This is a genomic window from Candidatus Thiothrix putei, assembly GCA_029972225.1.
Classification (GTDB): Bacteria; Pseudomonadota; Gammaproteobacteria; order Thiotrichales; family Thiotrichaceae; genus Thiothrix; species Thiothrix putei.
In genome coordinates, this window is the sequence record CP124756.1 from 1851723 (window position 1) to 1876234 (window position 24512).

Below are 24512 nucleotides of genomic sequence, written 5' to 3' on the forward strand. Positions count from 1 at the left end.
CGTAGGAGATTCGTCATGACCGATAAATTTGACCCCCAATCCCCGGAAGCCCAAGCCTTGGCGGCGGATGCACTGGCTCGCCGCGAGTTCCTGAAAAAGCTGGGTAAATACGCGGCTGTTACCAGTGTCAGCACAGCGACCCTGCTGACCGCACAGACCGCCACAGCGGCTTCTGCCGCATACTGCGCAAAGGCTAGTTGCCTCCCCTTTATCGGCTCCTGTAGTAAGGGTTCTTACGCTGGGTGCAGGTGTACGGTGTTTGGTTGCGTCCCAGACTAGTTCAGCATATGAACACTGCCAGCCTATTTGTGCAATCACTGTGTCACGGCGATACCCAATTCCTGTTCCAGCGGATGGGGGATGCGCTGCACGTTCCCGATAAGGCAACCTTCATGATCTGGGAGGCGTTGCAGGCGGGTATCGCTGCCAGCGACATTGCGGCGGCGCTGGCTGAGGCAAACCCCGCCGCAGACTGCCAACGCGATGTGGCGGCGTTGCAAGCGCAATGGGTGCAACTCGGTTTGCTGGGTGTTGCCCAGCCCGCTACGGATACCCCCCACTTCAGCCATTACTTCCAACCCGCCCTTGACACGGTGTGCGTGACCACCAACCAGCAGGCGCTGCATGATTACCTGCAAACACTCTACCCCGGTGTTGTGCCGCCGCCGCCCAGTGTCGGAACAGCGCATTTGCACATTGCGTTTGACCCGGCTCAAGCCACTTATACCCTGTGGCAAGACGGGCAGCATCAGGCAGATTGCCCCAGCTTTGACGATGCGGTCATCACGGCGGTCTTTTTGATAGGCGAAATCGCTACCCACGAAGAACCGCGCCTGCTGGTGTGCCATGCTGCTGCGGTGCAATGCCAAGGTGCAGCGGTGCTGATGCCTGCTGCTGCGGGTAAAGGCAAAAGCACCCTCACCGCGATGCTGTTGCAGCACGGTTGCCAACTCATCAACGATGACATCGTGCCGGTGAACCATGACGGCAGCATTACCGCGATCCAGCAACCGCTGAAAATCAAATCCGGTGCATGGGAGGTCTTGAGCAAGCACTACCCAGCCTTGCACACTTACCCTGCCCATACCCGCAGTGACGGGCAACAGATGAAGCATCTCCCGTTATCTAACGGGCGGTGCGCCGCCGGGGAACGCCTGTGGGTTAGCCTGATGGTCGTTCCCGAATACCGGCAGGGTCAGGCAGGTATCACCACCCAAGCCCTGAGCGAGACCGAAAAGCTGCAACATTTCATCACTGCCCAGCCATTTTTCACCCACCCGCTGACCCGACCTTACCTGCAACGGGTGCTGAGCTGGTTGGCAGCCATCCCAGCGTACCGTGTGGTCTACAGTGATGGTGCGGCAGCCGTTGCCCTGATCGAAACCCTTATTCTGCAAACTCACCTTCCGAAGGACACCGCATGACCACTGCCATCCACACCCGCTTGCGCACGCATGACAGCTTCCACCCGCTGCTGCATAACACTTTCGGCTTTGTGTTGTCTGCCCTCAGTCTGAGCCGCACCGCTGACGATCTGCGCCATGATTGCGACCTTGCCAGCCTCAACTGGATGTTCACTTATGCTCTGGCGGATGAAACGTTGGTTGCGACGTTGTTGTACTCGCGCATCCGCGAAAAGCAGCTTGAGGCGTATTGCCCCGCCGATTTCATCGCTGCCTTGCAGGTTATCCATGCAGCCAATGCCGAACGCAACGCCCAGCATCGGCAAATCTTGCTGCAAACGGTGGCTATCCTCAATCAAGCGGCGATTACCCCTTGCCTGCTCAAAGGCGCTCATGCCTTGATGGGGTTGATGCCGGATGCGGAATCACGCCTGATCCGTGACATTGATTTGCTGGTTGCCAAAGAGCAAGCGCAAACCGCCAAGCGAGCCTTGTTGCAAGCCGGTTATTATCAGGATAATCAGTTAGCGCAAGCGGCGGAAGACGATGAGGCGCATCACCAGCTTAAACCGCTTTACCACCCCAGTGGGCGTGGTTATGTGGAAATTCACCGCCACCCCAATTTTGCCCTGCTATACCCGAATCTGATGGATGCGGTATTTAACCCTGACCAGCTTAATCTTGCCGAGCGTGATGGGGTGCGCTTTTACTACAATCATCCTTGGCAATTGCTGCTGTACAATCAGATTCACCATTTCCACAGCGATCTTGACGCGACAGCCAGACCTGATTTGCGTCAATTGGCGGAACAATCTGCCTTATTGCACCGCCTTGCGGGAGATACGGAACTGGCAAGCCGCTTCGCTGCTGTCCTCGGCAAACAGGCGACTCAAGCCCACCTGCAATTTACCTTGTTGGCGGAGCTGTTTGGCGATAGCCCACCTGCTGCCTTGATGCCGCCGCTGCCAGGTCAAGCCGCTGCCCACTTGCAGGATATAGTGGGGAAAATGCTCGGAGACCCTGCTTCACTCAAACGCCGCCGTTGGGTGGCGTTTGCCTCGTTGTTTAGCTTCGCCGCCAAGCAATTGGTTAACCCCACCTTCCTCAAACATAACCTCACCAAAGCAGAGTGGTATCGGAACCTGATCCCCAAAGTTCTCAGTGCCGTCGTTGGAGGACGTAAGAAAGTATGAACAGCAACAAGCATACACCCCGTGTGGCATTGGCTATCGCCATCCTCACCCTCTCAGGCACTGGATGCAGCAGTAGCCCCGCCATCAGCACCACCCCTTCAGCCACGATTAGCGGGCTGGATGCGACGACCACCCAAGCGGAAGATTACCGTATTGGCGATTCTGACCTGCTCGACATCAAGGTATTCCGGGCGGATGAACTTTCCCGCGAAGTGCGGGTGGATGCCGACGGCAATATTACACTGCCATTGCTGGGGAAAGTTGCTGTCAACGGCTTAACCCAGAGTGCCACCGAAACCAAACTGGCCGAACTGTTTGTCAGCAAGCGGCTGCTCAAAAATCCGCAAATAACCGTCTTCATAAAAGAACGCACCTCACAGCGGATCACGCTCGAAGGCGAAGTCAGCAAACCCGGCATTTACCCCATTAGTGGTCAGGTGACGGTATTACAAGCGATGGCGTTGGGTGGTGGCCCTAGCGCTCTAGCGGCTACGGATAAAGTGGTTCTGTTCCGCCGCGACGGGGAACAAAGCAAGGGTTATTTAATTGATTTAGGTGCCATTCGGGGCGGCAAGCTGGCTGACCCCTATGTACGCAACGATGACCGCATTGTGGTACACCGTTCCGACAGCCGCTATTGGTTACGCGAGGCGGGTACACTGCTGAACCCGCTTACGACTTTGAACGGTTTGGTGCGTTAACGCTTTGTCATATCCCATGGGATCATATTCCCTCAAGGAGCTACCCACTCTTCAAAGCGCGGGCTATCCTTGAAGGCATCTTATCCACTCATGGTTATCAGGCAAAGCGTACATGAAACTTGCACCCCGAAGCACGTACAACCCCGAAATTACGCAGCGAAATCAAGGCGTCGCCACTCACGCAAGCAGCGCTGGCGAAGCAATACAATGTCAGCCGCCTGACGATCCGCAAATGGCAGAACCGTGAGGAGATGACCGACAAATCGCACCGCCCCGATACGCTGCACACCACGCTGACCGAAGCACAGGAATGGCTGGTGGTGGAGCTGCGCAAGACCCTGCTGTTGTCGCTGGATGACCTGACCCACATCACCCAGGAATACATCAATGCCGACGCCAGCCGTTCGGGTATTGACCGCTGCCTGCGCCGTCATGGGATTGCCAACTTGGCGGTGATGAAGCGGGAACTGTACGGCGAAGATCCGCCACCGAAAAAGGTGTTCAAGGACTACGAGCCCGGCTATATCCATATTGACATCAAATACTTGCCGAAGATGCCCGACGAGAAAGAACACCAATACCTGTATGTCGCCATTGACCGCGCCAGTCGCATGGTGTGCCTTGCCATTTACCCAGACAAAACCGCTGCCAGCACGGCGGATTTTCTGAGTAAGGTGGAGCAACGCTTCCCCATCAAGGTGCAATACGTGCTGACCGACAATGGCAAGGAATTCACCGACCGCTTTACCCGTAAAGGCGAACGTGACCCCACTGGCAAGCACAAATTCGACAAAGCCTGTGAACGCATCAAGGCTGAACACCGCCTCACCAAACCACGCCACCCCCAAACCAACGGCATGGTGGAACGCTTCAACGGGCGTATCAGCGACTTGTTGCAAACCACCCGTTTCGCCTCATCCAATGAATTGGCTGAGGCGATCAAACATTATGAACGGCTTTACAACCACTGCATTCCCCAGAAAGCACTGGGATACAAAACCCCTATTCAAGCACTCAAAGAATGGCAGAAAAAGAAGCCAGATTTATTCAAAAAGAAAGCATATGATCTGTCGGGACTTAACACGCGCAAGGTTAGGCCATCGGGGCGCGGGGGACATTGATTCAGATCAAGTCCGCTCACTCATAACCTTGATGTAAACCGTATAAATCAACCCCAGCAATACCAAACACCACACCGCAAACCCCACCCACACGATCAGCAGTGAAATCCACTGCAACGGTGGAAACTCCGCCGCCAAACCCAAGCGATAACTGGCAACCGCGTACATCCCCAGCGGAAACACCATGCTCCACATCGCCGGTTCGTAGCGTAGCGGGTAACGTTTCACCCCGTGCTTCCATACCCCAAAGATCACCAGCATCGGAATCCACCAAGTTGCCCACGACCACAACAACATTGCTACGCCATCAATAAACGGGTGCAAGGCTTGTAAAAAGTGCAGGCTAGGCGAGGTTTGCAATAACACCGTTCCGGCATTCACCCCTGCCGCCGCTGCACCCATAATGACCCACAACAAGGGTGAAGTGTCTTCCGGCTGAAATCGCTGGAAGAATATCCGGTAGCAAAATAAGGTGACAAAAATCCCGTATAACACCAGCCCCAGCAGCCACAGCAAATGCACTTCCACCAGCATGTAATCGGTGTAAATGCCCAAATCCGGCGCAACGTAAGCGACCATTTCAGCACGTCTAGCCCTCGCGATTTCCACGTCCTAAACTGGTTTCCAACCTGAACAACCGAAGGAAACCTCAATGAAACGCCCTCACCGCCGTGCCAGCGAATGGCAAACCCTCATCAGCCAATGGCAAGCCAGCGGCTTATCCGCCCCGGCATTTTGTGAACAGCACAGTATCGGTTACGCCAGTTTTTGCCAATGGCGGCAGCGTCTACGCTCCGCAGATGGCGTGGAGGAACCAGCCGTTCCCGCCAATACCTTCATCGACTTGGGAGCATTATCGGCGGGTCATGCCGCGCTGGGGCAAGGCTGGCACATTGTGCTGAGTTTGGGGAATGGTGTTGAACTACGCCTGAGCCAACGCTGATGTTTGCCCCCGCAGCCACCGCCCGCATCTGGCTATGCACCCAAGCCACCGACATGCGCAAAAGCTTTACGGGGCTGACCGCTTTGGTGAAAAACCAGTTAGGGCAAAATCCCCTGAGTGGGCATTATTTCGTGTTTGTGAACCTGCGTAAAACCCAGATGAAGATCCTCTATTTTGAACCCAGCGGCTATTGCTTATGGAGCCAACGCCTGGAGCAGGGGCAATACCGGGTGCAGCCGACAACCAGCGGGCAGCGCGAACTGACCCGGACGGATTTGCAGTTGATTTTGGCGGGCATTGAGGTGCAAAAATCCAGACAATTCAAGCGTTATCAGTATCCTGTGCAGCCACATTCTGGTACAATAAGCCCATGATTTTAAAGCTATCCACCCCGTCTGACACCAGCGTTCCCATGCCGCCGATTGTGGCGGAAATGCTGGCGTTGCGTGAGGAAAATGCTGCCCTGAAACAGGATATATACTTCAACCGCCCATAATTGCAGATTCCTCAAAGGTCTGAAAGTTGAGAGTCAGCAAGGAGTCCAAGGCTTTTTTATGCGTAGTGTGGGTTTGTGCCAAACAGGCATCAATGGCCTGCGCAAACGCGGTAAAGTTTTCATGGTAACGTGAATACAGGCATTCCTTCTTCACAAACTTCCAGAGGCGCTCAATCAGGTTCAGGTTGGGGGAATAAGCGGGTAGGAACAACAGTTCGATCCCGAGTGTTTGGGCGAATGTTTGTACCAGGCTACAGCGCTGGTAACGGGCATTGTCCATCACCAAGGTCACCGGGACATCCAGGGCCAATGCCTTGATTTGCCGAAGCAACTGACAAACACTTTGGGAGTTGATGTAACTGTCATTGGTCACGGTGACCAGTTCATGGGTGACTGCATTCAACGCACCGAGGACATTGTAGCGCTGGCGTCCGGCAGGGGCGCGGATGAACAGCCGGGTGAAACACCACAGGAACCCCAGAAACGGGGCCAGGACAAAATGGGCGGCGTCGACAAAGAAAACGGCGCGTTTTCCGGCCTTGGCCTCCTCAAGACGCGGCTCCAGCTCTTTTTTTAAAAGTCTCCTGGGCAGCAGGGTCGGCTTTCGCCGGTATCATCCCCACCTTCCTGACGGACAAACCCAAGTCATGCAGGAATAGCCGCACGGCTTCCCGCTTGAGTTCAAGGCCGGTTAAGCGCTGTATATCAGCGATCGCCTGACTGATCCGGGTCGGTGGATGCTTCTCAAAATGTTTCTTCAGGGGACTCACGGAAAGGTTCCAACCGGCGGGTTGGGCGACGGAAATCCAGTTGTTCCAAGGCAGCGATCCCACCTTGTTGGTAACGTTTCAAATAACGGGTGACCGTCGTTGAACTCACCTGTGCCAGCCGTTCAATGTCCCCATGCGCCATTCCCTGGCTTTTTAGCCACAACACTTCCATCCGTTGGCGGACGCGAGGGTGGGCATGGCGGTAACGCCCCTCATTCAAGGCGGTTTGATCGGATTCGCTGAAGTCTATCTGGATCATGGAAAGGACGACCGGTTGCCAATAACAGCCGTACTTTGCTTGAGGGCTTCTCATTATTCAACAGCTATTCACGGGCAAAGTATAGCTGAATTGAAACGCCAATTGGCGTGGTTCAGGCAACATGTCTTTGGCAGCAAATCGGAAAAGCGTCCGGTTGAGATACCGGTGGCGCAGTTGCCGTTGTTTGCCCCCGCAGTCGCCCCAGTTGCCGCACCCGAGGGTGAAAGCATTACCGTCACCTACCAACGCGGCAAAGCCCCCAAGCTGCGCCCCGATGACTGCGTGAATGACAGCGGGTTACGCTTTACCGCCGATGTCCCGGTCAAGGTGATTCACCTCACCCCGCCGGAACTTCAGGGGGAAGAGGCTGACCAGTATGAGGTGATCGGCACCCAGGTGACTCATCGGGTGGCGCAACGCCCTGCCAGCTACCTGATCCTGCAATACGAGCGCCCCGTCATCAAACGCAAGGGCAGTGCTTCGGCTTCGCTCAGCAACCCACCGCTTCCCAGCCCTGCACCCGCCAACGTGCTGGAACGTAGTGTCACCGATGTCAGCTTTTTGGTGGGGATGTTGGTGGACAAGTTCCAGTACCACCTGCCGTTGTACCGCCAGCACCAACGCCTGACCCAAGCGGGGATCACCCTCAGCCGCACGACGCTGACCAATGCGGTGAAACGTGCCATCGACCTGCTCAAACCCATTGCCGAAGCGCAACTCGCCAGTGTACTGCAAAGCAAGCTGCTGGCGATGGACGAAACCCCCATCAAAGCCAGCCCCGCAGGCAACGGCAAGATGAAGCAAGGCTACTTCTGGCCGCTGTACGGGGATCAGGACGAAATCGTCTTCACCTTCTCCGCCAGCCGTGGGCGGCAACACATTGAAAAGACCCTTCGCCAACAGTTCAGCGGCACACTGCTCAGCGACGGTTACCGTGCTTATGCCAGTTACGTCAACGCCAATGACAAGATTACCCATGCCCAATGCTGGGTACACAGCCGTCGCACCTTCATTGCCGCCGAAACTACTGAACCACAAGCAGTACGCCAAGCCCTTGACACTATCGCGGCACTCTATCAGCACGAAGCCCAGATTAACGAGAAAAAACTCGACGGGGAAGCCAAACGTACCTACCGCCTCACCCACAGCAAGCCGTTGGTCGACCAGTTCTTTGAATGGTGCCAAACCCAATTACAACGTACCGATTTAGTCCCCTCCAACCCGCTGACCAAAGCCCTTGGTTATGTCATCCGCCGCGAACACGAACTGCGCGTGTTTCTGGAAGATCCCGACGTGCCAATGGATACCAACCACATCGAACGCGCCCTGCGGCCCATCCCCATGGGCAGGAAAAACTGGTTGTTCTGCTGGACAGAACTCGGCGCGGAACACGTGGGCATCATCCAAAGCCTGATCACCACCTGCCGCCTGCATGACATTAACCCGTATGTCTATCTGATGGATGTTCTGTTGCGCGTTAGTGAGCATCCCGCTTCTCAGGTGCAAGACCTTACGCCAAGATGTTGGAAACAACGGTTTGCGGATAAGCCATTGCGCTCGGATTTGTTTGCGGATATCAACGACGGGCTAGAATGACCGTTTACGGCGCAACCATCACCCCCAACAATACCAGCGATTGCGTGGCAATAATCGAGGTCAGCCAGTCACCATGCACCACATTCACGGTATGCGGATGCGTCAAAAACGTCAGCACGCTAAAACTCAGGTACAACAGCAATGACCACACCACAAAGGCAAACGCCCAACACGCCAACGCCAATTGCGGGTAGCCGTGTTGATGCAGCAAAATCCCCACCACATTGGTCGATACCACCAGCGTAAAAAACGCAAATACCCGCCGGATATTCAACAAGTCGATTTTCACCGCTTGCGGGAAACGCCATAAACGCCAAGCACTCAAACCCAGCATGATGACCCATGTCAGCAACGCTGCCATGAATAGCCCCTCCGCCAGCAGCGTTTGCCCGATCATGTCAAACGCAATGCTCAAGATGCCGCTCGCCATTGCTACTGCGAAGTAGCCGGGTGGCAAGCCTTCCAGCCAGCGCAGGGTATTGTTATCTTTTAGATTTTCTAGCGCATTGTTCATGTACCCACACTTTCCTCATACGTTTTGCCATCGCGAATATGATACAGCCGTTTAAAGGTCGGAATAATCTTCTCATCATGCGTGACCACAATAATCGCGGTTTGATGCTGTTGCGCCATGTCGTTGAGGATTTTTACCACCGCTAATGCCCGTTCGCCATCCAGCGGCGCGGTGGGTTCGTCGGCAAGAATTACTGGCGGATTATTTGCCAACGCCCGCGCAATCGACACGCGCTGTTGTTCACCACCGGAGAGCAGTGCCGGATTGGATTTGGCGCGATGGGCTACGTCGAGAGCTTCGAGTAATTCCAACGCACGGCGGCGGGCTTCCTTGTTGGATTTGCCCGCCAGCATCGGCAACAGCGCCACATTGTCGGTCACGTCCAAAAACGGGATCAGGTACGGGGCTTGGAACACAAAGCCGATGCGGTCACGGCGTAAGGTGCGTAAATCTTTCACCTTCCATACCCCATCGAAAATGGCTTCGCCGCCCAAAAACATCTGCCCTGCGGTCGGGTCAATCACTGCGCCCAGACATTTCAGCAAGGTACTTTTGCCCGAACCGCTGGGGCCGACCAGCCCAACGACTTCGCCGGGGGCAATGCGCATATCCACGCCTTTGAGCGCATCCACCGCCGTGTCGCCGCTGCCGTAACGTTTGCATAAGCCGCGTAATTCAATCGCCGGAGTGGTGTTATCTGCCATGTTCAGCCTCCTATGGCTTCAGCGGGATCAACTTTTAACGCGGCGCGAATCGCCATGACGCTCGCCAGCGTACACACCACCACGATCACCAGCAGCCCCAGCACAGCATCCAGCGGTAACAGCAAGACGTATTTGGGGAAAACGGGTGCCCACAAGGTCGCCACCGTTTTGCCGATAATGAAACCCACCAGCCCCAAGCCGAGGGATTCCTGCAAAATCATCCACGAAATCGTGCTGTTGCGCGTGCCGATCAGCTTCAACACCGCAATTTCGCGGATTTTGCCCAGCGTCATGGTGTAGATGATGAACGATACAATCGCGGTGCTGACAATGGTGAGGATGACGAGAAACAAGCCGATTTGCTTGGCGGAGGTGGCAATCAGTTTTTTCACCGAAATCTCTTCCATGTCGGCGTAGGTGTAGGCTTGCAGGTGTTTCCAGCGTTGGATGTCTGCCGCCAGTTGCGCCGCATCCCACCCCGCCCGCACTTGCACCAGCACGGCATTGACGTTGTGGCTGGTGGTTTGGCTCATCTGCACCGCTTCCAGCAAACCCGGCACGTTGGGGCGGTTGAAAGCGGGGTTGGCGGCGGTACGTTCACGCCCGCTCACAATCGCGTCGTTGTCTTTTTGGAATTGTGCCGCTTGTGCATCCGCCAGCGGGATAAACACCATCGGGTCGCCGCCGGACGATACCGTGCGTTGGCTCAAGCCGACAATGGTGTACTCGTTGCGGCGAATGCGGATTTTTTCGCCCAGCTTGAAACCGGCTTTCACGTCCGCCACGGCTTCGTAATGCGAACGGGTCACGTGCCGTCCGGCAATCAGTGACGGCGGCGCACCCGGTTGCCCCGACCCGAAACCGACGACCATGACGCGGGTATCCTTACCCTGATGCTGCACTTGCATGGTGAAATAGGTGACATTGGCGGCTTGTTGCACCCCCGGCATTCCCAAAATGCTGCGGTAAACATCGTCGGGCAGGCTGGACGATTCGGCGTAAGGCCCTTGGGTATCTTTTTGCACCACCCATACATCCGCCTGACTGTTGCGCAATAACACCTGCGCGTCATCCACCATGCCACGAAAAATCCCCGCCATCGACAGCGTGACCCCGATCAGCAAACCCAAGCCAATGCCAGTGAGGACGTATTTTGACCACGAATGCGCAATGTCACGGGCGGCAAGGCTGATCATAGTTTCTCTACCACTTTGATTTTGCTATCAGCACTGAGGGCGCTGCTGGTGTAGACCACGATGGTGTCATCCGCCTGCAAGCCGCTGAGGATTTCTACCTGACCGTCGAGCGAATGGATGCCAGTTTGCACAGAGGTGAATTGCAGGCTGTTGTCAGGGTTGAGTTTCCATACGCCGGATTGCCCCGTTTGTTGCTGAATGGCGGCGTTGGGAATCACCAGCGCGGAATCTTTTTGTCCGGTTTGCAGGGTGACTTCCGCCAGTTCGCCAGAGGATAACGCAGCGGGAACAGGGGTGAACGCGATGCCGACAAGGCGTTCTTCGGTGACGCTATCGCTTAACGGTTCGATGCGTACCAGCTTGCCGGGTAAGGCTTGTTGCGGGGCAGAACGCAGGGTGATGCTTGCCGTTTGCCCCGCTTGTAAACCCAAGGCAAGGCGTTGGTCGATGCGGGCTTTGACCCAGTAGCTTTGCGGGTCAGCAAGGGTGAGAACCGCCTGACCTGCAACCAGCGTTGTGCCCGGTTCGGCATCGCGGCTGGTGATCATGCCTGCAACGGGCGCGGTCAGGGTGAGGTTGGCTTGTTGTTGGCGCAAGGCTTGCTGTTCGGCTTGCAGGCGTTGCTGTTCCTTTTTGGCGACAGCGGCGGCGGCATGGCTGGCTTCCACAGCGGCGTTGGCAACGGCTAAATCTTGCTGACGGGCATCGCTGCTGCTTTGGCTGACGAGTGCTTTGGCGGCAAGGATTTGCTGACGCTGGGCTTCGTGCTGGGCAAGGGTGAAACGGGCGTTCGCCTCCTTGGTTTGCGCGTTGGCACTGGCGATGCTGGCAGTGGCGCGTTCGGCGGCTAAACCAGCGGCTTGAATGCGGGAATCCAGGTCAACCGAATCCATGATTGCCAAGGTTTGCCCCGCTTGCACGCTGTCGCCGACATCGACCAACACTTGCTGGACGCGCCCCGCAGCCGTGGGGTCGATGCGGTAGTTGTAACGCGCTTCCACCGTACCAATGCCAAACACGCTGGCACTGATGGCTTGGTTTGTCACCGTCGCTACCGTGATGCGGGTGGCTGCCATTGACCCTTGTTGGGTCACGACCCAGCCAAAACCGCCCAGCACCACCACGACAATCAGCGGTAACAAGATTTTTTTCAATAACGGCGATGTCATGGCGCAACCTCCTGACGGATAGCACTTAAATACAATGCCCATACCCCCGCCATCATGGGCTGAATGCTGGTGCTTGAACCCAGCAACATGGCTTGCATCACCAAGCCCTGAATCGAGCCGATGAATAAGGTGGCAGCACTGCGTTCATCCAGACTTGGCGAGACTTGCCCAGCGGTTTTGGCTTGCTGGAGTACGCGGATCAGAATGCCGCTGTAGGTTTGCAACATCGCCGCGACTTGCTGCTTGACGGGGGAAGCGGCGGGTTGCTGCAACTCGTGGAAAATGAAGCGCGGCACACCGGGGTTTTCCTGCACAAATTGCAGGTGGGCGTGGAAAATATTGTCCAGACTGGTGAGCGGGTCGGGGGATGCTTGCGCCGCCGTTTGCACCAAGGGCAGCAAGGTGGCTTCCAGCCATTGCGCCACGTTCAACCAAATCGCCTGTTTATTGGGAAAGTGACGAAAGACTGCGCCTTGGCTCAAGCCGACCGCTTTGGCAATGTCGGTGGTGGTAATGCTGGCGGGTTCTTGTTGTGCCGCCAGATTTAGCACTGCCTGCACCATTTCGGCTTGGCGGGCTTGTGCCGGTTGGCGTAGGGAAACGGTGGCAGCATTCATGGCAGGTATTCCAGTGTTTATGTTAGCGAGTACTTACTAACATAGTACGGCGGACACGTGCGAAATGCAATCCCTGTGTTTATCGCCCGGTCAGCAAGGCATACAACTGCGGCAATTTCTGTGGCAACTCTTCCGCCTTTTTCACCAGCACCCAGCCGTTTTGCCCAAACAGACGCGGCAAATAATCTTCCGCCTTATCGTCGATGGTGACGCAAAACGGTTTCAAGCCTTTGCGCCGCGCTTCCTGTAACGCCATGCGCGTGTCTTCCAGCCCGTAACGCCCTTCGTAAATGTCGAGGTCGTTGGGTTTGCCATCGGTCAGCAGCAATAGCAGTTTTTGCTGCGAAGGCTCGGCTTCCAGCAATTGCGTGGCGTGGCGGATCGCAGCACCCATGCGGGTGTAATAGCCGGGTTGGGTAGCCATAATGCGTCCGCGTACTTGCCCGTCGTAGCGTTCGGTAAACTTTTTCAGGTGGTAAAAGCGCACGTTCTGGCGATTGAGCGAGTTAAAGCCGTAAAGGGCGAAACGGTCGCGGGTGGCACTCAGGCTTTCGGCAAACAGGATCAGCGCGTCACGCACCACGTCCACCACCCGCGCAGTATTGCTGACCCAACTGTCGGTGGACATGGAAAAATCCGCCAGCAACAGACACGACAAATCACGCCCTTGTTCACGGCAATCGCGGTAGACCATTGGCATATCGACTTGCCCGCGCTGGTGTTCGGTGAGGTGCAGGATGTAACTATCGGTGTCGAGTTCTGTGCCGTCTTGCTGGTGATTGCGCCATTCGCGGCGCGGTTGCAGGGCTTCAAAGCGGCGGCGTAGTTTGCGGGCGGGGGCTTGCAAATGGACGGGCAAGGCGAGTTCTTGCGCCCCGCGTGGCAGCATGACTTGCAGACGGCAATGGTTGGGCAACAGGCGTTGCTTGCGATAATCCCATTCGGGGAGGGGGATGCCTTCCCCTTGCGGAAGGTCGTCGTACTCGGCGTTGGGTAAATCCAGATCGAGTTTGATTTTCTGGGAACTGGCTTTGCGGTCACGCGCTACGGTGATCACGTCCATGTCTTCAGCAGCGCGGGCGGCATCGTCGTTGGGGTCTTCGTCGGTGGTGCGGTTAACGGGGGTGTATTCTGTCCAGGAAAACAGGCTTTCAAGGCGGAATAGTAATAAGCCGCTGTTGCCGTCGGGCATGTCGGTGCGTTCGGCGCGTTGGCGTTTGCTGCTGGCGGCGGGGGCTTGGCTGTTGGAGTTGGATTCGGGAGGCGCGGGTGCTGCTATACCTTACAGCGTCAAGACCTGAACATTTTTAAAGGTTTGAAAATTTGTTGTCATCAACTGGGTCAGTTCTTTCTTGTGATCGGTATCCAGCTTGTCGAGACAGTTGGTGATGGCCGCCTTGAAAGCGGGAAACTTATCATAGTATTTCGAGTACAAGCATTTTTTCTTGACGAACTTCCACAACCGTTCAATCAGATTGAGGTTGGGTGAATAGGTCGGTAAAAATAATAGTTCAATATTGAGCCTTTTCGCACAGGCAAACACGGCTTCACAGCGTTGATACTTGGCATTATCCAAGACCAAAGTGATCGGTATTTTGAGTGCTAACGCTGCAATTTTTTCCAATAATTCACACACGCTGTTAGCGTTGATATAGGAGTCGTTAGTGATCGTGATGAGTTGTAGCGTTATCGCATTGAGTGCGCCCAATACGTTGTAGCGTTGTCGACCACAGGGGGCTTTGATGAATACGCGGGAAAATGACCACAAAAACCCCAGAAACGGTGCTAACACGAAGTGGGCGGCATCGACAAAAAAAGGGCGCGTTTGCCCTCCTTAGCCTCCTGAATGCGCGGTTTTAGTTCATTTTCCAGGAACTTTTCTTGTGCTTCCACATCAGCTTTGGCGGGTATCATCCCCACTTTATGGATGTCCATCCCTATTTTCTTCATAAAGACACGTACCCTGTCCTCACTGCGTTTGATGCCTGTCAGCTCCTCAATCTTAGCGGCTGCCGCCTTGCTGGTTGCGGGGGGATATTCACGAAAATAGGCTTCAATCTTGTCTTTATATGCCATCAAATCACTCTGTGGTTTATTGAATCGTATTTCTTTAAGAGCTTCTAAACCGTTAGGTTGTAGGTAGGCGTTTAGGTAGGCAAGCAGCGTGGCTTCTGTAATCCTTTCCAATCGTTTGATTTCCTTATGCGTCAACTGTTGGGATTTCAGGTACAGCACGGACATTTTCTTACGGACTCTGGGATGAGGATGGCGCTCCTTCCAGTAGAACAGCTCCGCTATCTCATCCTCAGTGAAAGTGATTTTTAATGTCATACATTACTCATGGCTGCTTTTGTTACCAGTCATCTAACCATATTTCCCTGATCAAAAAAACTATTTTATGGCACGGACTGGTATAAGGAAACCGGCGTGGTGGGTTGTGGGGTGTTGGGTGGCGGAATGAGGGTTAGGGGGAGTTCGGTGGCTTCGGGGTGGATGGTTTGCCATGCGGTGAGGAGGCGTTGATGGCGGGTTGTCGGACTGAAGTCCGACCTACTGGCGGTGGTGGTTAGCCACAAATACATTTCGCGATTCAATTCACGTTGTGGGAATAGGGCGATGCTGTCGGGCAAATTCAGGCTTTCCGCATCACGCCATGCTGCTTGCGTTTTTAGCCCTGTTCCGGCAATGCGTTGCATGAGATTGCGCGGGGCATTGCTGGCAACGTCGGTGCTTTGGCGGATTTGTAAACCCGCGTCGCCGCTCAAGGCGCGTAATACAATGCCAAGGGTTTTGCGCATTTCGTCCAAATTGACCCGCGCTTGGGGGTATTCATGGTTTACACTTTGCGTAACCAATTTGTGCCAAACTTTACCTACCCATTCTTCCATTGTTAGCCTTTATTGCATGAAATTAGATAATTACACCCTGACTGTCTTGCACCGCTCGCCGCTGTTTCGCGCCCTTGAACCCGATCAGTTCAATGCCTTGGTGGATACGGCGCATTTGTACACCTTGAACGAAGGCGAATTTTTGTTTCGGCAGGGCGACCCGATGAACGAAGTTTTCGTGTGCAGCAAGGGCTTTATGAAACTGTTCCGCCTGACTCCGAATGGTGATGAGAAAGTGGTGGACATTATTGCCCCCGGTAGCAGTTTCGCCGAAGCGGTGTTGTTCATGGGCGGGCAGCAATATCCGGTACACGCGGTGGCGCTCAAACCCGCCATCGTTGTCGGCATCAATGCAGCGCAATACGAACAAATGCTGCGATCTTCCATCGACCTGTGCTTCGGCATGATGGGGCTGATGAGCCGCAGGATGCACTGGTTGCTGAACGAAGTTGACCGTTTGACGCTGCATAATGCTACTTTCCGCCTGGTAATTTGGTTGCTGGAAATGCGGTGCAGTGATCCTTCCTGTGACCGCATTGTGCTGGATGTGCCGAAGCATGTCGTGGCTTCGCGCCTGTCGATCAAGCCTGAAACGTTCTCGCGCATCCTCAAGCGCCTTGCCAGCCAAGAGCTGATTGCAGTGAATGATCAGCATATTACCTTGCTGGATGTGGCGGCGCTGGAAGCGTTGGTACGCATCGAGCTTTAAGCGAAAAATGTATTAACCACTTCCATTAAGGCTTCCACCGTTTCGGGGTCATCGGTCAGTGGCTCGACCAGCGCGGCGCGGCAGGCGGCGAGTGGCTCGAAGCCGTCCTGCATTAGCGTAGCGGTATAGACCAGTAAACGGGTGGAGTCGGATTCTTCCAGATCATGTTCTTTTAGCACCCGCAAGGCGTTTGCCAGCTTGACCAGTTGCGCGGCGAGTTGGGTATCCACACCGGTTTCTTGCGCCACAATACGGGTTTCGATCTCTGGTTTGGGATAGTCGAAACGCAGTGCCACGAAACGCTGGCGGGTAGAGGGTTTCATGCCCTTGAGCAAATTCTGGTAGCCGGGGTTGTAGGACACCACCAGCATGAATTCGGGCGGCGCGTGTAAGGTTTCGCCCGTGCGTTCGATGGGCAGGATGCGGCGGTTGTCGGAGAGTGGGTGCAAGATCACGGTGGTATCTTTGCGGGCTTCCACCACTTCATCCAGATAGCAGATTGCGCCTTCGCGCACCGCACGGGTTAAGGGGCCGTCGTTCCAGTAGGTTTCGCCATCGCCGATGAGATGCCGCCCGACCAAATCTGCTGCGCTTAAATCGTCGTGGCAGGCAACCGTGTACAGCGGTCTGCCCAGCTTGGCTGCCATGTGTTCGACGAAGCGGGTTTTGCCGCAACCCGTGGGGCCTTTCAGCAAAACCGGCAGTTGGCGGCGGAAGGCGTGTTCAAACAGCGTCACTTCCTGCGCTTGGGCTTGGTAATGCGGGAGGATCAAATCGTGTGCGCGGCAATTCATGTCTTATACCCATTCAAATCAAGCATGGGGCAAGATTATGGCAATGCAGCACACCGGGGCATTGACTCAGGTCAAGCGCCCGAACCCTGTTTTATGGGCCTGGTGCTTGCCCCGCCTGCAACAACTCAAAGATCAACCGTGCAAACTGCTTGGTCTTTTCCGGGCTTTCCAGCAATTGCAGCATCTGGTTCTGGTGCGCTTCGCTGCTGCCGATAATCGCGTCATCTACCGCTTGGCTGAAATCCCCCAGCATCGCTTGTTCAGCACTGTTGTTGGCAAGCTGGCGCATCACCAGACCGTTTTCCCGCACCTTGTCGCGCACGGTGTAGGCGTAATTCACCATGTCCGTCTCGCTCAGGTTATCGGTGACGAACACTTCATTCAGGCGAGCAATAATGGCGGAAAGGAAGGCTTCCTCGCGGCTTTTCGTTGGTTTTGTTCAAGCCCGATACCTCGTTGCAGCCTGCGGGGTTTGTAGGCAGGGAGATTTGTCTGGATGTTAGCACAGAATGGGGAATCGCTTGCGGTGAATAGGCGCGTTAATCACCGCAAGGTATGCGGCGATTAGGCTTGCGCTTGCGGTGATTAGCGGCTATAAACACCGTAAAAGATGCGGTGATTATGATGAAATGGATACACCAACAGCCTGAATGGCCTCAATTTCACTGGGATGACAAAGCCTTGAGTACGCCACTGGCACAACTCCGTCACCAACAAGGCCACTTGCTGGGGCGAATGTCGCACCTTGGGTTTTCACTCCAGATGGAAACCAGCCTGAATAGCTTGACCAGTGATGCAGTGAAATCCTCCGCGATTGAAGGTGAACAACTGGATCGTGAGGAAGTGCGCTCTTCGATTGCGCTCCAGTTGGGGATGGATAAGGGCGGTCATTTGCCCTCCAGTCGCCATATCAATGGCATTGTCGAAGTGTTGCTGGATGCGACGCAGGCTTACCAGCAACCGCTGACCGAAGAACGCCTGTGCGCTTGGCATTCCGCGCTGTTTCCGAGTGGCTTTAGTGGCATGACACCGATTATGGTCGGAATGTGGCGACCGCCTTCTGCCGGGGCGATGCAAGTTATCTCCGGGGCTTTTGGGCGCAGGCGGGTGCATTTTGAAGCACCGGATGCTAACCGGCTACCTGATGAAATGGCGGCGTTTCTCGACTGGTTTGAGCATGACGGCGGTCTTGACCCTGTGCTGAAAGCGGGTGTGGCGCATTTCTGGTTTATCACTTTGCACCCGTTTGAAGATGGCAATGGGCGGATTGCGCGGGCGATTGCCGATATGGCGTTGGCGCGGGCGGATGCTACTCCGCAACGCTTTTACAGCATGTCGGCGCAAATTGAAGCCGAGCGCAAACATTACTATGAGCAACTCGAACGCCAGCAACGCGGTTCGCTGGATATTACCCCCTGGCTGAGCTGGTTTTTGGCGTGTTTGGGGCGGGCAATTGCCAGTGCGGAAGCAGCATTGGGCGCGGTATTGCACAAGGCCAAGGTGTGGGAACACCTGCACCTTTACACAGTAAATGAGCGGCAACGTCTGATTATTAACCGGATGATGGGTGAGTTTGAGGGGTACATGAATACCTCGAAATACGCCACGATGGCGAAATGTTCGACGGATACGGCATTGCGGGATATTGGCGCGTTGGTGGCTTGGGGCGTGTTGGTGCAGAATCCGGCGAAGGGGCGCAGCACCAGCTATCGGCTGGTGACGGCGGAGGAGTTGAAGACAGCCGATGTCAAAGAAGTCGCTGAGGATATGGCTGTTCTCCGTGAATGGTTTCAGCAACAGGAATGCAGTGAATAGCGGGGCTAATCGCCGCAAACAATGCGGTGATTTTGCCAATATTGACACTTTTGGTGTTGAGGCGATTACGCCGGGGTGTTTGGAAGGTTAAGTGTCGCATCCTCCTGATCCTGTAACCGCAGCCGCGCCCGTTCTATAGCCTGATGCAAACGCTGCTCCAGCAAGGCTTTGGGTGGCAAGGTCGTCAGGTATTCCGCTACATGGATGCCGCTGTTATCCAGCTCCAGCAGTTCGATTTGTTCCTGCTTTTTTCCGGCGCAGAGGATAATTCCCAAGGGTGGTTGTTCGCCCGGTTCTTGTTCGTAACGGGCAAGCCAGCGTAGGTACAATTCCATCTGGCCTTTGAATTCGGGTTTGAAATGACCGATTTTCAGGTCAATGGCAATCAGGCGTTTGAGTTTGCGGTTGTAGAACAGCAGGTCAATGTAGAAATCATCGTTGTCGATGTGCAGGCGTTTCTGGCGGGCGATGAAGGTGAAACCTGCGCCCAACTCCAGCAGGAATTGTTCCAGATCACGCAGAATAGCGTCCTCCAAATCTTTTTCCAGATAGTGGTCGTTGAGTTCGAGGAAATCGAGTAGGTAGGGGTCTTTGAACAGCAAGTCCTGACTGATTTGCCCTTGGCTTTGCAGGTATTGCAGCTCTTTGGTGATGGTTTGTTCCGGCTTTTTGGAAATGGCGGTGCGTTCGTACAATTGGGAGTCGATGCGTTCTGCCAAGGTGCGGGTTGACCAACGGCTGGTAATGCTCATTTGCACGTAAAAATCACGTTTTAACGGCTCGTCAATGGCAAGCAACTGCCTGAAATGCGTCCAACTCAATTGTGTACGCAGTGCGTGCAAAATCTCATTATCGGGGAAATACTCGGCAAATTTCACCATATTCGCCAAATTGCGTTTTGACCAGCCGCGCCCGAATTCAGCGGATAGCTATTGCGCCAGCGTGCTGATGATTTGCTGACCGTATTCGCCGCGTTGACCCTTGAGGATTTCATCCGCGATACGCTTGCCGACTTGCCAGTACAACAGGGTCAGCTCTGCATTGACCGCAATAGCTGCCCGTTGTTTGGCGTTCTGGATGAGTGCTTTGATGTCGCCCGCCAGACTCGGATTGATTATTTCCTGACTCATACTGCCTCCTTGTTCGACTGCCAACCCCGCACATCAATCTTGCCTGTCACCGCCGCCGAAATCAGTGCCGCCCGCCGCTCTTGCAACAACCCAATCTGCTGAGATGCTCGATTCAGTAAATTATCTAGCTTTTTTTCGTATATTTTGCACTGGTTATACTTTGCCCGTGAATAGCTGTTGAATAATGAGAAGCCCTCAAGCAAAGTACGGCTGTTATTGGCAACCGGTCGTCCTTTCCATGATCCAGATAGACTTCAGCGAATCCGATCAAACCGCCTTGAATGAGGGGCGTTACCGCCATGCCCACCCTCGCGTCCGCCAACGGATGGAAGTGTTGTGGCTAAAAAGCCAGGGAATGGCGCATGGGGACATTGAACGGCTGGCACAGGTGAGTTCAACGACGGTCACCCGTTATTTGAAACGTTACCAACAAGGTGGGATCGCTGCCTTGGAACAACTGGATTTCCGTCGCCCAACCCGCCGGTTGGAACCTTTCCGTGAGCCCCTGAAGAAACATTTTGAGAAGCATCCACCGACCCGGATCAGTCAGGCGATCGCTGATATACAGCGCTTAACCGGCCTTGAACTCAAGCGGGAAGCCGTGCGGCTATTCCTGCATGACTTGGGTTTGTCCGTCAGGAAGGTGGGGATGATACCGGCGAAAGCCGACCCTGCTGCCCAGGAGACTTTTAAAAAAAGAGCTGGAGCCGCGTCTTGAGGAGGCCAAGGCCGGAAAACGCGCCGTTTTCTTTGTCGACGCCGCCCATTTTGTCCTGGCACCGTTTCTGGGGTTCCTGTGGTGTTTCACCCGGCTGTTCATCCGCGCCCCTGCCGGACGCCAGCGCTACAATGTCCTCGGTGCGTTGAATGCAGTCACCCATGAACTGGTCACCGTGACCAATGACAGTTACATCAACTCCCAAAGTGTTTGTCAGTTGCTTCGGCAAATCAAGGCATTGGCCCTGGATGTCCCGGTGACCTTGGTGATGGACAATGCCCGTTACCAGCGCTGTAGCCTGGTACAAACATTCGCCCAAACACTCGGGATCGAACTGTTGTTCCTACCCGCTTATTCCCCCAACCTGAACCTGATTGAGCGCCTCTGGAAGTTTGTGAAGAAGGAATGCCTGTATTCACGTTACCATGAAAACTTTACCGCGTTTGCGCAGGCCATTGATGCCTGTTTGGCACAAACCCACACTACGCATAAAAAAGCCTTGGACTCCTTGCTGACTCTCAACTTTCAGACCTTTGAGGAATCTGCAATTATGGGCGGTTGAAGTATACAAGAAAATCCTCCCCCAACCCCTCCTTTTGCAAAGGAGGGGAGCAAGAGAGTTCTTTGTCTTGCCTCCCCCTTTGCAAAAGGGGGATTGAGGGGGATTTTCTTCAACGCTTGAAGCGCAATGCCTCAGGATAGGGGAACACATCTTCGTACTTGCCCGCCTTGATCTTATCCTGCTTCTCTTTCCAATAACGTGCATCCAACAAATTCCGATGGTATTTGAGGAAAGTTTTGCGGATTTTGGGCGTAGACAGCAAAAACGTACCGAATTCTTCCGGGAACACGTCATTCGGCTCGACCGAATACCACGGTTCGGAACGGAACTCGTCTTCCGGGAAGCGCGGCGGTGGAATCTTGCGGAAATTGCATTCCGTCATGTAGGTAATTTCGTCGTAATCGTAGAACACCACGCGCCCTTGCTGCGTGACCCCGAAGTTTTTGTAGAGGAAATCGCCGGGGAAAATGTTCGCGCCCGCCAATTGCTTGATGGCATTGCCGTAGTCTTCGATCACCCCTTCCAGAACGTCATCGTCAGCGGTTTCGATGAAAATGTTCAGCGGAATCATGCGCCGTTCCATATAAACATGGCGGAACACCAGATTGTCGGTGTCATAACTGATGCTACTGGCACAGGTTTCTTGCAGTTCCTCCAGCAGGCTGGCATCGAAACGTTCCAGTGGCAGCGCAACGTTGGAATATTCCAGCATATCCGCCATGCGCCCCACGCGGTCGTGGCGTTTCACCAACTGGTATTTTTCCTCAACCTGTTGGCGGGTGAATTCTTTTTGTGTGGCGCGAATTTGTCCTTGATGATCTTGAACACGTAGGGGTAAGAGGGCAGGGTGAATACCATCATCACCATGCCGCGTATCCCTGGCGCGATCACGAATTCATCGCTGGAATGCTTCAAGTGGTGCAAAAAGTCGCGGTAAAACGCCGATTTGCCCTGCTTGTGCAAACCAATCGCTGAATACAGCTCTGAGGTATCGCGGCGCGGCAGCAATTGTTGCAGGAAGCACACCACCGCCGACGGCACTTGATGTTCCATCATGAAATACGCCTGCGAGTAGCTGAAGACCACGGAAAGCTGCTTTTCCCCCCACACCAGCGCATCAATGTACAAACCACCGTTTTCATTGTTGAGAATGGGCAGGGCGAAGGCGGTTTCTTCACGCCCATTGATCATGCGCCCGACCAGATACGCCGCCTTGTTACGGAAAAACGGGTGGCGGATCACGGCAAGCTGGAAATTCAGTTGTGCCTTGCGGTTGGTCTTGCCGGGGTAGTGCTTGACGATGGCGCGGTAAATATTGCGCAGGTCGCGTTCGAGGTTTTCAAACGGCAGCACAAATCCCGCATTGTGGAGGATGCTGATAATGGATTCGCGCAAGCCGCTCGTGCCGGGGTAGTAGCACACGTAGCTGGTTTCTTCTGAATCAATGTATTCGGTCGAAATCGAGCTACGCACAAAGATGAATTCGTTGGTGTAGTACTGGCGTGGAAATTGGCGGCAAAACACTGAGGTGTAGAAGGTTTCCGCCAGTTCCGGCTGTTGGTGATCCAGCAACAGGCGCATGTAACAGTGTTTGACTTCGCGCCATAGGCTGGGGTCGATGGTCTTGATTTCATACAAATCGCGGGTCAGGGCAATGGTTTCCTTGATGCGATGATCATACAACATAATGCGTTCGCGGGAGGCGAGTTGCACCGCTTTCCAATCCGCATCCTCAAAACGCTGACGTGCGCCAGCGGTGATTTGCTGGAAAATAGCAAAGTGCCGGTTAAAGCCTTGCAGGATGGTGGTGGCAATGCCGCGTGCAAGAGAATTGATCTGCAAAGCCTGTTCTGCCATACCCTACCCACCTAAAATATCCAAGGAAAGAGGTCAGAATATTACAGGAATATTTATGTGCGCTGCAACAAACGCATTGAAATGGCATGTTGTCGACAATTACCGAGATTAGGTTAGTGCGGCGGAGTTAGACGTGTCTCACTGACCGATGCTAACCAGCGGATGACGCCCTCTCCGACCTCTCGTCCGCTGGCAAAGCACGCTGTCAGGAGATAACCGCCTGTCGGCGCTTCCCAATCCAGCATTTCCCCCGCGCAAAATACCCCCGGTAAGTGCCGCAACATCAAATTTTCATCCAAGGCTTCAAACGGTACGCCGCCTGCGGTGCTGATGGCTTCGTCAATGGGCGTGGTCGCGGTGATGGTAATGGGAATGGCTTTTAAGGTTGCAGCGAGCAGTGGAATGTTTTGCCAGTGTGCTTTATCCAGCGTTTCAAACAGCAGTGCTGCTTTTACCCCATCCAATTTCCAATGGCTTTTTAGAAAGTTGCCCAGCGTTTTGTTGGCGGGCTTTTTGTGCAAGGCGGCTTCAAGCTGGGCGTGGCTGTGGTTGGGGAGTAAATCCAAGTGGAAGGTGGCTGAACCGTGTGTATCCAGCGTGTCACGTAAGCGAGCAGAAAAGGCGTAGATTAAGCTGCCTTCCACGCCGCGTGCGGTGACGATCATTTCACCCATGCGCGTTTCGGTTTGCCCCGTCAAATCGGTGAAACTTAAAGTGACGGATTTTAGCGGTGAACCGGCAAAGCGGCTGCTGAGGTGTTCGCTCCATGCACACAGAAAGCCGCAGTTGGTGGGTTTTAAGGGGGCGATGGGGATCTGACGGTCGGTTAGCAGCTTGACCCATGCGCCATCGCTGCCGAGTTTTTTCCAGCTACCACCGCCGAGGGCGAGAATGACTGCGGTGTAGGGAACGGTAATTGTACTTGGGGGTGTTTCAAACACAAGTTGCCCCTGCGCATCCCACCCCACCCAACGATGACGCGGATGCACCCGCAACCCGTTACGTTTCAGCCGTGCCAACCACGCCCGCAATAACGGCGCAGCTTTCATTTCCTTAGGAAACACGCGCCCCGATGTGCCAACAAACGTTTCTACGCCCAATTTCGCACACCACGCCCGCAATTCTTCTGCGCCAAAGCGTGCTAACAGCGGTTGTAATTGCGGTTGATGTTCGGCGTAGCGGCTGCAAAACGCCTCAAACGGTTCATAGTGGGTAATGTTCAAACCGCCAATCCCCGCCAGCAAGAACTTGCGCCCCAGCGTCGGCATGGCATCGTACAAATCCACCGCATAACCCGCGTTGGTAAGCTGTTCTGCCGCCATAAGTCCAGCGGGACCGCCGCCGATAACGATCACGC

General features: G+C 54.7%; 23 protein-coding genes and 5 pseudogenes. 12 read left to right on the forward strand and 16 right to left on the reverse strand.

Annotation, left to right across the window (positions count from 1 at the left end; genetic code table 11):
- Positions 1–15 precede the first annotated feature (15 nt).
- The 5 genes from QJT81_09535 to QJT81_09555 all read left to right on the forward strand — a co-directional run bounded on the left by QJT81_09535 (position 16) and on the right by QJT81_09555 (position 4418).
- Positions 16–279, forward strand: coding sequence for a hypothetical protein (locus tag QJT81_09535; protein ID WGZ96194.1), 264 nt, complete (start codon positions 16–18; stop codon positions 277–279).
- Positions 280–287: 8 nt separating this feature from the next.
- Positions 288–1424: a hypothetical protein gene (locus QJT81_09540; GenBank protein ID WGZ96195.1), complete on the forward strand. Its 1137-nt coding sequence runs from the start codon at positions 288–290 to the stop codon at positions 1422–1424.
- Positions 1421–2596 (forward strand): nucleotidyltransferase family protein, encoded by a 1176-nt coding sequence (locus QJT81_09545; protein WGZ96196.1) that lies wholly within the window; start codon positions 1421–1423, stop codon positions 2594–2596. Before QJT81_09540 ends, QJT81_09545 begins: the two co-directional genes overlap by 4 nt.
- Positions 2593–3297 (forward strand): polysaccharide biosynthesis/export family protein, encoded by a 705-nt coding sequence (locus QJT81_09550; GenBank protein ID WGZ96197.1) that lies wholly within the window; start codon positions 2593–2595, stop codon positions 3295–3297. The genes QJT81_09545 and QJT81_09550 overlap by 4 nt, the downstream gene beginning before the upstream one ends.
- 119 nt (positions 3298–3416) lie before the next feature.
- Positions 3417–4418, forward strand: a complete 1002-nt coding sequence (locus tag QJT81_09555; protein ID WGZ96198.1) for an IS481 family transposase — start codon at positions 3417–3419, stop codon at positions 4416–4418.
- A 6-nt stretch (positions 4419–4424) separates the two neighbouring features.
- On the opposite strand, the gene QJT81_09560 is transcribed toward QJT81_09555, so the two are convergent.
- Entirely contained in the window at positions 4425–5027 is a 603-nt protein-coding gene (locus QJT81_09560; GenBank protein ID WGZ96199.1) for a tellurite resistance/C4-dicarboxylate transporter family protein, read from the reverse strand.
- A gap of 43 nt (positions 5028–5070) precedes the next feature.
- Between QJT81_09560 and QJT81_09565 the strand changes: the two genes are divergently transcribed.
- Genes QJT81_09565 through QJT81_09575 form a run of 3 tightly spaced genes read left to right on the forward strand, consistent with a single transcriptional unit; the run spans position 5071 to position 5857 of the window.
- Positions 5071–5361 carry an IS66 family insertion sequence element accessory protein TnpB gene (locus QJT81_09565; GenBank protein ID WGZ96200.1) on the forward strand — a complete coding sequence of 97 codons (291 nt, stop codon included), beginning with the start codon at positions 5071–5073 and terminating at the stop codon, positions 5359–5361.
- Positions 5361–5735 (forward strand): IS66 family insertion sequence element accessory protein TnpB, encoded by a 375-nt coding sequence (gene tnpB / locus QJT81_09570; GenBank protein WGZ96201.1) that lies wholly within the window; start codon positions 5361–5363, stop codon positions 5733–5735. The genes QJT81_09565 and tnpB overlap by 1 nt, the downstream gene beginning before the upstream one ends.
- The gene (locus tag QJT81_09575; protein ID WGZ96202.1) at positions 5732–5857 is read left to right on the forward strand and encodes a hypothetical protein; all 126 of its coding nucleotides are present in this window, start codon (positions 5732–5734) and stop codon (positions 5855–5857) included. Before tnpB ends, QJT81_09575 begins: the two co-directional genes overlap by 4 nt.
- On the opposite strand, the pseudogene QJT81_09580 reads toward QJT81_09575, so the two are convergent.
- Positions 5844–6940: pseudogene (locus QJT81_09580) on the reverse strand (IS630 family transposase). The gene QJT81_09575 and the pseudogene QJT81_09580 sit on opposite strands and share 14 nt — an antisense overlap.
- A gap of 21 nt (positions 6941–6961) precedes the next feature.
- Between QJT81_09580 and QJT81_09585 the strand changes: the two are divergent.
- Positions 6962–8482, forward strand: a pseudogene (locus QJT81_09585) (IS66 family transposase).
- 4 nt (positions 8483–8486) lie between these two features.
- On the opposite strand, the gene QJT81_09590 reads toward QJT81_09585, so the two are convergent.
- The 8 genes and pseudogenes from QJT81_09590 to QJT81_09625 form a co-directional block, all read right to left on the reverse strand.
- Positions 8487–8996: a hypothetical protein gene (locus tag QJT81_09590; protein WGZ96203.1), complete on the reverse strand. Its 510-nt coding sequence runs from the start codon at positions 8994–8996 to the stop codon at positions 8487–8489.
- On the reverse strand, positions 8993–9700 hold the full coding sequence (locus QJT81_09595; GenBank protein ID WGZ96204.1) for an ABC transporter ATP-binding protein: 708 nt from the start codon (positions 9698–9700) through the stop codon (positions 8993–8995). The genes QJT81_09590 and QJT81_09595 overlap by 4 nt, the downstream gene beginning before the upstream one ends.
- Positions 9701–9702: 2 nt before the next feature.
- Entirely contained in the window at positions 9703–10896 is a 1194-nt protein-coding gene (locus QJT81_09600; protein WGZ96205.1) for an ABC transporter permease, read from the reverse strand.
- Positions 10893–12065, reverse strand: a complete 1173-nt coding sequence (locus QJT81_09605; GenBank protein WGZ96206.1) for an efflux RND transporter periplasmic adaptor subunit — start codon at positions 12063–12065, stop codon at positions 10893–10895. The genes QJT81_09600 and QJT81_09605 overlap by 4 nt, the downstream gene beginning before the upstream one ends.
- On the reverse strand, positions 12062–12682 hold the full coding sequence (locus QJT81_09610; protein WGZ96207.1) for a TetR/AcrR family transcriptional regulator: 621 nt from the start codon (positions 12680–12682) through the stop codon (positions 12062–12064). The genes QJT81_09605 and QJT81_09610 overlap by 4 nt, the downstream gene beginning before the upstream one ends.
- 79 nt (positions 12683–12761) lie before the next feature.
- A complete protein-coding gene (locus QJT81_09615; GenBank protein ID WGZ96208.1) occupies positions 12762–13874 on the reverse strand; it encodes a VWA domain-containing protein in 1113 nt (370 codons plus the stop codon).
- Between the two features lie 90 nt (positions 13875–13964).
- Positions 13965–15013 (reverse strand): annotated as a pseudogene (locus QJT81_09620) (IS630 family transposase).
- A 65-nt stretch (positions 15014–15078) separates the two neighbouring features.
- Complete coding sequence (locus QJT81_09625; GenBank protein WGZ96209.1) at positions 15079–15570, reverse strand: hypothetical protein; 492 nt, start codon at positions 15568–15570, stop codon at positions 15079–15081.
- 16 nt (positions 15571–15586) lie between these two features.
- Between QJT81_09625 and QJT81_09630 the strand changes: the two genes are divergently transcribed.
- Positions 15587–16279: a Crp/Fnr family transcriptional regulator gene (locus QJT81_09630; protein WGZ96210.1), complete on the forward strand. Its 693-nt coding sequence runs from the start codon at positions 15587–15589 to the stop codon at positions 16277–16279.
- Here the strand turns inward: QJT81_09630 and QJT81_09635 are convergent.
- Both QJT81_09635 and QJT81_09640 read right to left on the reverse strand, forming a co-directional pair.
- Positions 16276–17073: a CbbQ/NirQ/NorQ/GpvN family protein gene (locus QJT81_09635; protein ID WGZ96211.1), complete on the reverse strand. Its 798-nt coding sequence runs from the start codon at positions 17071–17073 to the stop codon at positions 16276–16278. The genes QJT81_09630 and QJT81_09635 overlap by 4 nt on opposite strands.
- Positions 17074–17164: 91 nt before the next feature.
- A complete protein-coding gene (locus QJT81_09640; GenBank protein WGZ96212.1) occupies positions 17165–17416 on the reverse strand; it encodes a hypothetical protein in 252 nt (83 codons plus the stop codon).
- A 281-nt stretch (positions 17417–17697) separates the two neighbouring features.
- Between QJT81_09640 and QJT81_09645 the strand changes: the two genes are divergently transcribed.
- Positions 17698–18888 carry a Fic family protein gene (locus tag QJT81_09645; GenBank protein ID WGZ96213.1) on the forward strand — a complete coding sequence of 397 codons (1191 nt, stop codon included), beginning with the start codon at positions 17698–17700 and terminating at the stop codon, positions 18886–18888.
- Between the two features lie 65 nt (positions 18889–18953).
- On the opposite strand, the pseudogene QJT81_09650 reads toward QJT81_09645, so the two are convergent.
- Positions 18954–20018 (reverse strand): annotated as a pseudogene (locus QJT81_09650) (PDDEXK nuclease domain-containing protein).
- A 238-nt stretch (positions 20019–20256) separates the two neighbouring features.
- On the opposite strand from QJT81_09650, the pseudogene QJT81_09655 reads away from it, so the two are divergent.
- A pseudogene (locus QJT81_09655) lies at positions 20257–21298 on the forward strand (IS630 family transposase).
- 109 nt (positions 21299–21407) lie between these two features.
- Here the strand turns inward: QJT81_09655 and QJT81_09660 are convergent.
- The 3 genes from QJT81_09660 to QJT81_09670 all read right to left on the reverse strand — a co-directional run bounded on the left by QJT81_09660 (position 21408) and on the right by QJT81_09670 (position 24510).
- Positions 21408–22046 (reverse strand): bifunctional isocitrate dehydrogenase kinase/phosphatase, encoded by a 639-nt coding sequence (locus QJT81_09660; protein ID WGZ96214.1) that lies wholly within the window; start codon positions 22044–22046, stop codon positions 21408–21410.
- A complete protein-coding gene (locus QJT81_09665; GenBank protein WGZ96215.1) occupies positions 22043–23155 on the reverse strand; it encodes a bifunctional isocitrate dehydrogenase kinase/phosphatase in 1113 nt (370 codons plus the stop codon). The genes QJT81_09660 and QJT81_09665 overlap by 4 nt, the downstream gene beginning before the upstream one ends.
- Before the next feature lie 113 nt (positions 23156–23268).
- Entirely contained in the window at positions 23269–24510 is a 1242-nt protein-coding gene (locus tag QJT81_09670) for a TIGR03862 family flavoprotein (protein ID WGZ96468.1), read from the reverse strand.
- Positions 24511–24512: the final 2 nt, after the last annotated feature.

Bases quoted from the DNA above. Each gene is read 5' to 3' on its own strand.
- QJT81_09565 (WGZ96200.1), top strand. From the start codon at position 5,071: ATGAAACGCCCTCACCGCCGTGCCAGCGAATGGCAAACCCTCATCAGC.
- QJT81_09590 (WGZ96203.1), bottom strand. From the start codon at position 8,996: ATGAACAATGCGCTAGAAAATCTAAAAGATAACAATACCCTGCGCTGG.
- QJT81_09645 (WGZ96213.1), top strand. From the start codon at position 17,698: ATGAAATGGATACACCAACAGCCTGAATGGCCTCAATTTCACTGGGAT.
- QJT81_09595 (WGZ96204.1), bottom strand. From the start codon at position 9,700: ATGGCAGATAACACCACTCCGGCGATTGAATTACGCGGCTTATGCAAA.
- QJT81_09535 (WGZ96194.1), top strand. From the start codon at position 16: ATGACCGATAAATTTGACCCCCAATCCCCGGAAGCCCAAGCCTTGGCG.
- QJT81_09605 (WGZ96206.1), bottom strand. From the start codon at position 12,065: ATGACATCGCCGTTATTGAAAAAAATCTTGTTACCGCTGATTGTCGTG.
- QJT81_09665 (WGZ96215.1), bottom strand. From the start codon at position 23,155: ATGGCAGAACAGGCTTTGCAGATCAATTCTCTTGCACGCGGCATTGCC.
- QJT81_09635 (WGZ96211.1), bottom strand. From the start codon at position 17,073: ATGAATTGCCGCGCACACGATTTGATCCTCCCGCATTACCAAGCCCAA.
- QJT81_09600 (WGZ96205.1), bottom strand. From the start codon at position 10,896: ATGATCAGCCTTGCCGCCCGTGACATTGCGCATTCGTGGTCAAAATAC.
- QJT81_09615 (WGZ96208.1), bottom strand. From the start codon at position 13,874: ATGCCCGACGGCAACAGCGGCTTATTACTATTCCGCCTTGAAAGCCTG.
- QJT81_09545 (WGZ96196.1), top strand. From the start codon at position 1,421: ATGACCACTGCCATCCACACCCGCTTGCGCACGCATGACAGCTTCCAC.
- QJT81_09630 (WGZ96210.1), top strand. From the start codon at position 15,587: ATGAAATTAGATAATTACACCCTGACTGTCTTGCACCGCTCGCCGCTG.
- QJT81_09540 (WGZ96195.1), top strand. From the start codon at position 288: ATGAACACTGCCAGCCTATTTGTGCAATCACTGTGTCACGGCGATACC.
- QJT81_09550 (WGZ96197.1), top strand. From the start codon at position 2,593: ATGAACAGCAACAAGCATACACCCCGTGTGGCATTGGCTATCGCCATC.
- QJT81_09610 (WGZ96207.1), bottom strand. From the start codon at position 12,682: ATGAATGCTGCCACCGTTTCCCTACGCCAACCGGCACAAGCCCGCCAA.
- QJT81_09625 (WGZ96209.1), bottom strand. From the start codon at position 15,570: ATGGAAGAATGGGTAGGTAAAGTTTGGCACAAATTGGTTACGCAAAGT.
- QJT81_09575 (WGZ96202.1), top strand. From the start codon at position 5,732: ATGATTTTAAAGCTATCCACCCCGTCTGACACCAGCGTTCCCATGCCG.
- QJT81_09640 (WGZ96212.1), bottom strand. From the start codon at position 17,416: ATGGTGAATTACGCCTACACCGTGCGCGACAAGGTGCGGGAAAACGGT.
- tnpB (WGZ96201.1), top strand. From the start codon at position 5,361: ATGTTTGCCCCCGCAGCCACCGCCCGCATCTGGCTATGCACCCAAGCC.